Raw genomic sequence first — 9,080 nt, 5'->3', positions numbered from 1 at the left:
TCGCACCATTGCCGATTTCCTTCACCAGGCCGCGAAGGTTGGTGACCATGGTATCGAAGGCGGCCAGCAGCTTGCCGAATTCATCGCCCCGGTCGCTGTGAATCGTGACCGAAAGATCCCCGGAAGCCACCTTGCCGGAAACCTCCACCACTTCGTTGATGGGCCGGGTGATGCTGCGGGTCAGCAGCCAGCCCAGCAACGTGGCCAGCACCACCACGGTAGCGGCCGCAACCACTATGGTATTCATGGCGCTGCTGTAATCCTTCGCCATACGCTCCATCTGGACATCCTGAAGCTCATCCGCAGTGTCGGCTGCAAGACGCCCTTTCGCTGCCAGCTCTGCCTCAATGCCGGCAAGAACCTCCGAGGGCTGGTCGAGGCTGAGTGCCAATTTGTCGAGGAGTTTATCGTAGGCGTTCAGACTGTCCCGGATAACGGCCAGCCGCTGCTGGTCTTCAGGTATCTTAAGAGCGCCCTTGAGCGATATCGTTCTCTCGAATGCTGAGTTAACGAGCTCTTTGGCGCGACCGATGTACTGGGACTCTTGGCTGATAACAAAGTTTTTTTCGTCAGTGCGGGCATCCAGCACGTAGCTCTTGACCATGCTGGCATCAGCGACAACCAATGAGCGGTCGGCGTAGCCCTGAAGTGCAAGACCCGCCGTCGTTGCGATGATAATCGTCAGAAGCACGAGAGTTGCGAATCCGGCAGCGAGCTTCATGCCCACTGACAGACGATGGGTAAGTTTAGGCGTTGACATAGTTGGTCTCGGGACAATTGAGGCAGATTTATAAGCCGAAAGCCCCGGACATCAATGTCATGGGCCACTACACGGCCGAAGCGGGCTAGAGGGAACCCGCGTCAAGGCCGTGTTCAGAAGTTAGTACGCTTGTGTGGGGAAATCGATGTTACAAAAAATGTTTTTTTGTTGTCACTTTTGACCACTTAGGTGCAATCACATGTTTCAGCGGCCGGTGCCCGCCCAGTCCAGCGTCACCGGCCCGGCAGTTTCGCCGGCGAACAGGTGGCCCACCCGGGGCAGCGCGTAACAGGTATCGCCGCGCTTGGGTTCGCGCTGGTTGAATTCGGCATGACTGATACCCACTTCCCAGATCCGGTCGCTGTCCCAGCCGTCCGGCTTGAGCTCCACCCTCACCTCGGCGCCGATCAGGCTCACCGCCTCGACCCGGAACGGCAGGTTGGCCTCGGTGGTGGGCTCGTCCGCCAGCCGCACCTCGTGGGGGCGCAGGTAGAGCTGGGCGGTACGGGCGTCAGTGGCCATGGGCAGTGCGATCCAGGCGCTGCCCTGGCTGAGCCGACCTTCCAACACCTCGCCTTCCAGCACGTTGACGTGGCCGAGGAAGTCGAACACGAAGCGGCTGCGGGGGTGGGCGTACAGCTGTGTGGGCTCGCCCACCTGTTCGACCCGACCTTCGCTCATCACCACCACCTGGTCGGACAGCTCCAGGGCCTCCTCCTGGTCGTGGGTGACGAACACGCTGGTGAAGTGGAACTCGTCGTGCAGGCTGCGCAGCCAGCGGCGCAGGTCCTTGCGCACCTTGGCGTCGAGTGCGCCAAACGGCTCATCCAGCAGCAGGATGCGGGGTTTGGTGGCCAGGGCCCTGGCCAGGGCAATGCGCTGCTTCTGGCCGCCGGAAAGCTGGGCCGGGTAGCGGTTGGCCAGTTGCGGCAGCTGGATCATGTCCAGCAGGCGTTCCACCGTTTCCCTGATTTCGGTTTTGGAGGGCCGCTTGCCCCGGGGCAGCGACTCCAGGCCGAAGGCGATGTTCTGGGCCACGGTGAGATGCCGGAACAGCGCATAGTGCTGGAACACGAAGCCCACGTTCCGGTCCCGCACGTGAAGGGCACTGACGTCCTCGCCATGGAACAGGATGCGGCCGCGCTCGGCGGTTTCCAGGCCGGCGATGATTCGCAGCAGCGTGGTCTTGCCGGAGCCGGAGGGCCCCAGCAGGGCCGTCAGCTGGCCATCCGGAATGTGCAGGTCGATGTCGTGGAGGGCCTGGAAGTTGCCGAAGAACTTGTTGACCCCGTCGATCTGAATACTCATGTTTGTTCCCTGATAGCCGGCGCCTGGTTTTCTTCACGAGCCTGGCGCCATTCCACGAAGCCCTTGATCGCCAGCGTCAGAATGGCGATACCCGCCAGTAGCGAGGCGGCGGCAAAGGCCCCGACAATGTTGTAGTCCTGGTAGAGCAGCTCCACCTGCAGCGGCAGGGTATTGGTCTCGCCGCGGATGTTGCCGGACACCACCGACACCGCGCCAAACTCCCCCACCGCCCGGGCGTTGGTCAGTACCACGCCGTAAATCAGCGCCCACTTGATGTTGGGCAAGGTGACTTTGCGGAACAGCCGCCAGCCGGAAGCGCCCAGCACCACGCCGGCCTCCTCCTCTTCACTGCCCTGCTGCTGCATCAGTGGAATCAGCTCCCGGGCCACGAACGGGCAGGTCACAAACACCGTGACCATGACGATACCGGGCCAGGAGAACATCAGCTGGACGCCGTACTCGCTCAGCCAGCCGCCAAGCCAGCCGTTGTTGCCGTAGAGCAGCAGATACAGCAGGCCCGCCACCACCGGCGACACCGCAAACGGGATATCGATCAGGGTGATCAGCAGGCGCCGGCCGGGGAACTGGAAGCGGGTCACCGCCCAGGCCAGCGCCACCCCGAACACCAGGTTGATGGGTACGGTCAGCGCCGCCACGAACAGGGTCAGGCCAATGGCGTGGAGGGTGGTTTCCTCCAGCAGGTTATCGGCGTAGGTGGCCCAGCCCGCGCTGAAAGCCTCGGCAAAGATGACCACCAGCGGGATCACCAGCATCACCAGGGTGACCAGCAGGGCCAGCCCGATCAGCAGTCGGCGCACCCAGGGCTGCTCGCCAACACGGTGGTGGACGGTCCGGTTCATATCAGCCCATACCCCCACCCAGACGGCGCAGGTAGCGACCCTGCCAGAGGTTGATGGCGAACAACAGCAACAGCGAAGCCATGAGCACCACCGAGGCAATGGCGCTGGCGGCAGCGTAATCGAATTCCTGCAGCCGGATGAAGATCATCAGACTGGTGACCTCACTGACATAGGGCATGTTGCCAGCGATGAAGATGATGGCGCCGAACTCCCCCAGGCTGCGGGTGAAGGACAATGCTACGCCGGTCATCAGTGCCGGCCAGAGCGCCGGGAAAATCACCCGCCGGAAGACCCGACCGTCACTGGCACCCAGGCTCATGGCGGCTTCCTCGTCCTCCGCGGAGAGATCCTCCAGCACCGGCTGCACCGAGCGCACCACAAACGGCAGGCTGGTGAAGGCCATGGCCACCACGATGCCCAGGGGGGTGAAGGCCACCTCGATGCCCAGCTTGGCCAGGAACTGGCCGTACCAGCCGCTCTCGGCAAACAGGGTGGCCAGGGTAATGCCCGCCACCGCAGTCGGCAGCGCAAACGGCAGGTCCACCACAGCGTCAATCAAACGCTTGCCAAAGAAGTCGTAGCGCACCAGCACCCAGGCCAGCAGCAGACCGAAGACGCCGTTGAACAGGGAGGCCGCCAGGGCGGTCCAGAGGGTGACCTTGTAGGATTCCACCACCCGCGGGTCCGTGATCACGAACCAGAACTGGCTCCAGCCCATGCCAGAGGTTTCCACCAGCAGGCCGGTGACCGGCAGCAGCAGAACCAGGCTGACGAAAAACAGCGAAATGCCGAGACTCAGGGCGAATCCCGGCAATACCCGCCTTTGCCGCGGCCTGCGGCGGCTGCCGGGAGCGGCTGCCCCCGGCTGGGTGGAAGGTGGTAGCACGGTCGGGCCTTAGCGACGCTGCAGCTGGTCCAGCTTGCCGCCGCTGGTGAAGTGGGTCTCCATGGCCTTTTCCCAGCCGCCAGCGATCTCGTCAATGGACATCAGCTTGACCTCGGGGAAGCGGTCCGCCATCTCGGCCTTGACCGTCTCATCCAGCACCCGGTAGTTGAAGCCGGCCAGCATCCGCTGGGCAGGCTCGCTGTACAGGTACTCCAGGTAGGCCTTGGCCAGCTCCTCGGTGCCGTTGCGCTCGACGTACCTGTCGATCCAGGTGACCGGGAACTCGGCGAAGAAGCTCACCTTGGGCGTGATGACCTCGTAGGCGCCATCCTCATACATGTCGGCGATGTTCAGTACCTCCGACTCAAAGGTCAGCAGGGCGTCACCAATGCCGCGCTCCACGAAGGTGGTGGTGGCACCGCGGCCGCCGGTGTCGAACACCTTCACGCTGCCCAGCAGGTCCGCCATGAAGGCGTCGATCTTCTCCTGGTCGTCGCCGAAGCGGTCCTTGGCGTAACCCAGTGCCGCCAGGTAGGTGTAGCGGCCATTACCGGAGGTCTTGGGATTGGGCATGACCAGATCCACGCCGTCCTTCACCAGGTCGTCCCAGTTCTCGATGTTCTTGGGGTTACCCTTGCGCACCAGGAACGCCATGGTGGAGTAGTAGGGCGAGCTGTTGTTGGGCAGTCGGGTGGCCCAGTCCTCGGGAATCAGGTTGCCGCGCTCATGCAGGATGTTGATGTCGGTGACCTGGTTGAAGGTGGCCACATCCGCTTCCAGACCCTGGATGATGGCCTGGGCCTGCTTGGAGGAGCCGGCGTGGGACTGCTTGATGTTGACCGTGTCACCGGTCTTCTCCAGCCAGTATTCGCTGAACAGCTTGTTGTATTCGGCGAACAGCTCGCGCGCGATGTCGTAGGAGGTGTTGAGCAGCTCCCTCTCCGCGGCCTGGGCCGGCGGGATCACCAGGGCCGCACTCAGGGCAGCTACCGTAAGCCATTGCTTGAGCATGAGAAAACCTCGTTGTCCGCAGTGAATGATGATTGCCGGGCAAAATAACAGAAAGCGATAACCGTTAGAAATCTTATAATTTCATAACGATAGCCCGTTAATCTCTAAGACGCGGTTTTATAGGCTTCCACGGTTTGGCGCAGACTCATCAGAGTGCGCTTGATCAGATCGGAAATTTCCCGGCCATCGGCCGCTTTTTCGGACATCGAGGATGCTTGACCTGAGATGGCATTCATACTCTGGTTGATCTGCTCTGACGCCGCCGACTGCTCTTCCGCAGCCGACGCAATCTGGTCATTCATTTCCTGAACCCGCTGAATCGCCATCAGGATCCTCTCGATCGCCTCTCCGGAGGCGGTGACATGCTCTGCGGTTCGTCCCGCCTGTTCCTGGCCGGCGCTCATGGAGCGAACAACCTCATCAGTGGCCTTCTCCAGGGTCTGGATCATCTGCTGGATCCGCTCCGCTGAAGCCTGGGTTTTGCTCGACAGGCTGCGGACCTCATCCGCAACAACCGCAAAGCCGCGACCGGCTTCACCGGCACGGGCTGCCTCGATCGCCGCATTCAACGCCAGCAGATTGGTCTGCTCTGAAATACCATGAATGACCGATGCGGCTTCGGCGATGCTTCCGACATCCTTGGTCAGTCTTGAAAGCGCATGAGCTGTGTCGCCCAGTACCTTGTTCTGCAAATCCGTCGCAGAGATGGCGGCATTCACGGCCTGTTTGCCGGATGCGGCCTCGGCAGTGGCCTCTTCGGCTGCGCGCGCTGCCTGGGCTGCGCTGGCGGCGATATCCTGGGCGGTCGCGGACATCTGGTTGGTCGCCGTTGCCGCCTGCGCCGACTGCTCGGTCTGACCCTGGACGGTACTGTTGGTTTGCTCGCTGATGACGGAGAGCTCATCGGAGGAGCGGGCAATATCGCCTATGGACTGCTTGAGATCCCCGACCAGGCCACTGAAACCGTCCATCATCTGATTGAAAGCCCGAACGGCAGGATCATCGTCAAGGTTGGGCACTTTTACGCTCAGATCGTTGTTGCGCTCGAAATGTTCAATTGCCGTCATGATCTGGTCTGCCGCTTTCTGGGCCCGGGCCTGTTGACGCGCCACAAGGAGCAGCACACCGGTTTCAAAAATGACGAACGCGGCATGGAGAAAAGCGATCGACCAACTGCAGCCATAGTCGTAGACCATGATGGGCATGCCCCCGATGCTCACACCATTAAGCTGCAATGCTGTGAACAGGAAGTGATGAACGGCAATGGTGGCCGCCCCCACCAGAATGGGCAGCCAATCCTTGTAAACCAGAAGGAAGGCCAGGGCCGCAAAAATATGGAAATGCATTTCTATGCGTCCCATCTGGGCCTGGATCATGACAATGGAGAAAAGCATCAAGCAAACCGCAACCAGTGCGGAAAATGCCCTATGGCCTTTCATCACGGTATAGCCAATGCCTGCAATCAGACCTATGGCGACCGAAGCGACGATGGCAAATGTCGTAGTGCCGTAGCCGAGCGGCACCATAAGCCCGACCACAGGAACATGAGCCAGAATCAGAAGCAACATGTACTTGTCGATACTTTGCACGCGCTCGATCGTCCGATTTTGGGATATCATGATTTCGGCTCCTCAGCCAGCAACTGTCTTAGGTCGTCTCGCATTCTCTCCGGCTCCAGCAAACTGCCCCGATACGCCAGTAGCGCTCTGCCTGAGGGGTCCAGCAGATAAACATGACCAGGGTGCAGCCACTGCGGCTCACCGTGTTGTTCGGGCCTTGAGGCCACCCGCTCACCCAAGTCCCTTGCCAGGGCCTGAGCGCTCCTTTCGCTGGCTGGCCGGGTCCAGTCAAAGCGGCTTCCCAAACCGCTCATCACGGTATGCATCCGCTCTTCACTATCCAAGCCCGGAGCCAATGTGACAAACCGAAACCGAACCCGGGCTTCCTTGAGCAATCCGTCCAGTTCGGCCAGTGTGGCAAGTTGGGTGGGGCAAACATCGCCACAACCCAGGTAGCCCAGCGTGACGAAGGTATGAGCCGATCCGTTCGAGCTCTCGACCAAATCCGGGTACAGATCGCCCTGCATCGGCCAGCCATAGAAAGCGTTACCCTTCAGCAGCCCTGGCATGACCGGCAATGCCAGCGCAAGAAGACCCGCTGCCATAAAGATAGCCGCTGTCTTCGGGAGTCCAATCTTCATCCGTAAACACCGCCCATCAGATCAATGTTTGTTTGGAAAGATGATACGGGGGCTGCGGTTTTTCGATCAGTGGATAGAAACCACTACTCATAATTTGGCGCATTTCATATGAATGTTAGTCTGCCCGGCACAAACATCGATAAGCCGGACCGAGGCCAGGACAAAGCAGCGGAAACGACTCCTGTCAGCAACAGGGAAAGCGCGGCACTACATGTCGGACAAGCTCGTCCACCACCTCCGCCACCGGTCGGCGGCTGTAGCGCAGCATGAAGGCCACGTGGCCGACGCGGATCTGCTCCAGCGCCCCCAGCAGCTCAATGAGCCAGTTGCGCCCCAGCCGGTAACCCAGGTGAATGGGCTTGGGGGACTCGTCCGGATCCTCCGCCAGATCCAGGTAGAGGGATTGGGCCACCGGCTTCTCGAAGCTGCAGCCGGATTCCGCCACCGACTGGCGCCACTGGGCCATGTACCGCGCCTGCTGCTCCGGGGGCCGGGAAATCGTGAGGGAGAAATCACCATGCCGGGCCAGCCAGTCCGGCGACTGCTGGCAGCCGCCGGTCATCCCCAGCGGCAGGCGGCCATGGCCAGCCTTGGGAACCAGGTCGGCACCGGACAGCCGCCCCAGGGGCGAGTCCACCATGGGATAGGTCTCGCTGACCAGTTTCTGAAGGTACTCAAAACTGTCGCGGAAGAGCTCACCACGGTGGCCATGATCGACGGCAAAAGCGGGAAACTCCGCCGGCCGGTCGCCGGAGGCCAGGCCCATCACCAGCCGACCGCCAGACAAATAATCCAGCGACGTGGCGGCCTTGGCGGTATGAACGGGATGGCGCAGAGGCAGGATCAGCGACCCGGTCGCCAGGCTCGCCTGTTTCACATAAGGCAGTATGTAGGTCATCCAGACCCAAGGGTCGAGAACTTGCCCCAAGTCATTGAACTCCCGGTCCCGCAGCGGGACATCCCGGGTCCAGAGTGCCGCAAAGCCACCCTCGTCCGCAGCTCTGGCCAGCTCCGCCTGGTCCTCCAACGGCGGCTCTTCGCCCCGGTAAGCGGCGATGGGAAAGAACAGGCCCAGGCTCAGCTTGCCCGTGGCGAACATACGGCGGAAGCCGGGGGTCGTGGGCGGTGCCACCAGGGCCAGAGGGCGATGCTCACTGCTCATGCCAGTCACCGTGAACCAAAGGGCCCATGGCTAGGCCCGGGGAGGGTTTCTGACAGCCTAGGCCCGGTGCCGGCAATCCGGTATGGCTCTTTGGTGTTATTTGCAGTGGCCGAAGGTGGCGTTAGTCCCGGCACGTGAACGAAAGCTCAGGCCACCAGAGGGCTAGATAACGAGACACCTCAGGTTGGCGCACTCCGGCAGTTCCAAGCCGGCGATTCAAACAGCCAGAAACAGGCTCAGTTGACCGGCGTGGTCTGATTGACGACGCAGCGGAAGCCGTTGCTTGCGTTTAACGGGACGCCACCTCTGACAAAAACAGTTCCGCCACCTCCCAAATGGCCTCCTCGACCTGCCCAGTCTCTGAGAACTTTCTCGGGCTTTTCCGGATCTACGGGCTCTTCCGGTCCTTGCGGGTTGTGTGGCTCGATACGCTGATAGGCCTTCTCGTCATACCAGTCCCGGGTCCACTCGGCGACGTTCCCTGACATGTCATGGAGACCCAAAGGATTGGGCGGGTAGCTTCCAACCGGACGCCGCTCCTTAATGAGGGCAGAGTGGCTGAGCATATTGCCGGATGGTGGGGTTCTGGGATCGATATATTCATCTGGCCGCTGCAGATAGGTGTCGTTGCGCTCTGTGCCATCATTGGTGGCGTAAAGGACATCCGCTCCCCGACTGCGGGCGGCGAACTCCCACTGTGCTTCGGTGGGCAGGGAAAAAGCGACACCCGTTTTCTCGGCTAGCCATGCGCAGTAGCCTTCGGCTTCCTGATAGTTGGGACTTCTGACCGGCTTCTTGTAGTAATTGGGCGACAGCGGGTCGTCATTGGCGGTGGTTGGTATGACCAATGCCCAGTCAAATCCAGCTTCCACGGTATAGTCTTGGGCTCGCTC

General features: G+C 61.2%; 9 protein-coding genes. All 9 read right to left on the bottom strand.

Annotated elements, in window-relative coordinates:
• On the bottom strand, positions 1 to 691 hold a 691-nt coding region (locus R3280_RS14505; protein ID WP_318999331.1), incomplete at its 3' end, for a HAMP domain-containing protein.
• 273 nt (positions 692 to 964) lie between these two features.
• The gene (locus R3280_RS14500) at positions 965 to 2,068 is read right to left on the bottom strand and encodes a sulfate/molybdate ABC transporter ATP-binding protein (RefSeq protein ID WP_318999330.1); all 1,104 of its coding nucleotides are present in this window, start codon (positions 2,066 to 2,068) and stop codon (positions 965 to 967) included.
• Positions 2,065 to 2,928 carry a sulfate ABC transporter permease subunit CysW gene (gene cysW, locus R3280_RS14495; RefSeq protein WP_318999329.1) on the bottom strand — a complete coding sequence of 288 codons (864 nt, stop codon included), beginning with the start codon at positions 2,926 to 2,928 and terminating at the stop codon, positions 2,065 to 2,067. The genes R3280_RS14500 and cysW overlap by 4 nt, the downstream gene beginning before the upstream one ends.
• A 1-nt stretch (position 2,929) precedes the next feature.
• Complete coding sequence (gene cysT, locus R3280_RS14490; RefSeq protein WP_318999328.1) at positions 2,930 to 3,742, bottom strand: sulfate ABC transporter permease subunit CysT; 813 nt, start codon at positions 3,740 to 3,742, stop codon at positions 2,930 to 2,932.
• Between the two features lie 81 nt (positions 3,743 to 3,823).
• Complete coding sequence (gene cysP, locus R3280_RS14485; protein WP_318999327.1) at positions 3,824 to 4,825, bottom strand: thiosulfate ABC transporter substrate-binding protein CysP; 1,002 nt, start codon at positions 4,823 to 4,825, stop codon at positions 3,824 to 3,826.
• Positions 4,826 to 4,929: 104 nt separating this feature from the next.
• Positions 4,930 to 6,444, bottom strand: coding sequence for a methyl-accepting chemotaxis protein (locus tag R3280_RS14480; RefSeq protein WP_318999326.1), 1,515 nt, complete (start codon positions 6,442 to 6,444; stop codon positions 4,930 to 4,932).
• Positions 6,441 to 7,025, bottom strand: a complete 585-nt coding sequence (locus R3280_RS14475) for an SCO family protein (RefSeq protein WP_318999325.1) — start codon at positions 7,023 to 7,025, stop codon at positions 6,441 to 6,443. The genes R3280_RS14480 and R3280_RS14475 overlap by 4 nt, the downstream gene beginning before the upstream one ends.
• Positions 7,026 to 7,209: 184 nt before the next feature.
• Positions 7,210 to 8,187, bottom strand: a complete 978-nt coding sequence (locus R3280_RS14470) for an LLM class oxidoreductase (protein WP_318999324.1) — start codon at positions 8,185 to 8,187, stop codon at positions 7,210 to 7,212.
• Positions 8,188 to 8,423: 236 nt separating this feature from the next.
• Positions 8,424 to 9,080: formylglycine-generating enzyme family protein (locus tag R3280_RS14465; RefSeq protein ID WP_318999323.1), on the bottom strand; the 657-nt coding region annotated here is incomplete at its 5' end.

Source organism: Marinobacter sp., assembly GCF_033722195.1.
Classification (GTDB): domain Bacteria; phylum Pseudomonadota; class Gammaproteobacteria; order Pseudomonadales; family Oleiphilaceae; genus Marinobacter.
This window is presented reverse-complemented; position numbering and strand designations above follow the sequence as displayed.

What these genes read in the sequence shown, in the direction of transcription:
- R3280_RS14480 (WP_318999326.1), bottom strand. Translation starts at nt 6,444, where the DNA reads ATGATATCCCAAAATCGGACGATCGAGCGCGTGCAAAGTATCGACAAG.
- R3280_RS14470 (WP_318999324.1), bottom strand. Translation starts at nt 8,187, where the DNA reads ATGAGCAGTGAGCATCGCCCTCTGGCCCTGGTGGCACCGCCCACGACC.
- R3280_RS14475 (WP_318999325.1), bottom strand. Translation starts at nt 7,025, where the DNA reads ATGAAGATTGGACTCCCGAAGACAGCGGCTATCTTTATGGCAGCGGGT.
- R3280_RS14500 (WP_318999330.1), bottom strand. Translation starts at nt 2,068, where the DNA reads ATGAGTATTCAGATCGACGGGGTCAACAAGTTCTTCGGCAACTTCCAG.
- cysP (WP_318999327.1), bottom strand. Translation starts at nt 4,825, where the DNA reads ATGCTCAAGCAATGGCTTACGGTAGCTGCCCTGAGTGCGGCCCTGGTG.
- cysW (WP_318999329.1), bottom strand. Translation starts at nt 2,928, where the DNA reads ATGAACCGGACCGTCCACCACCGTGTTGGCGAGCAGCCCTGGGTGCGC.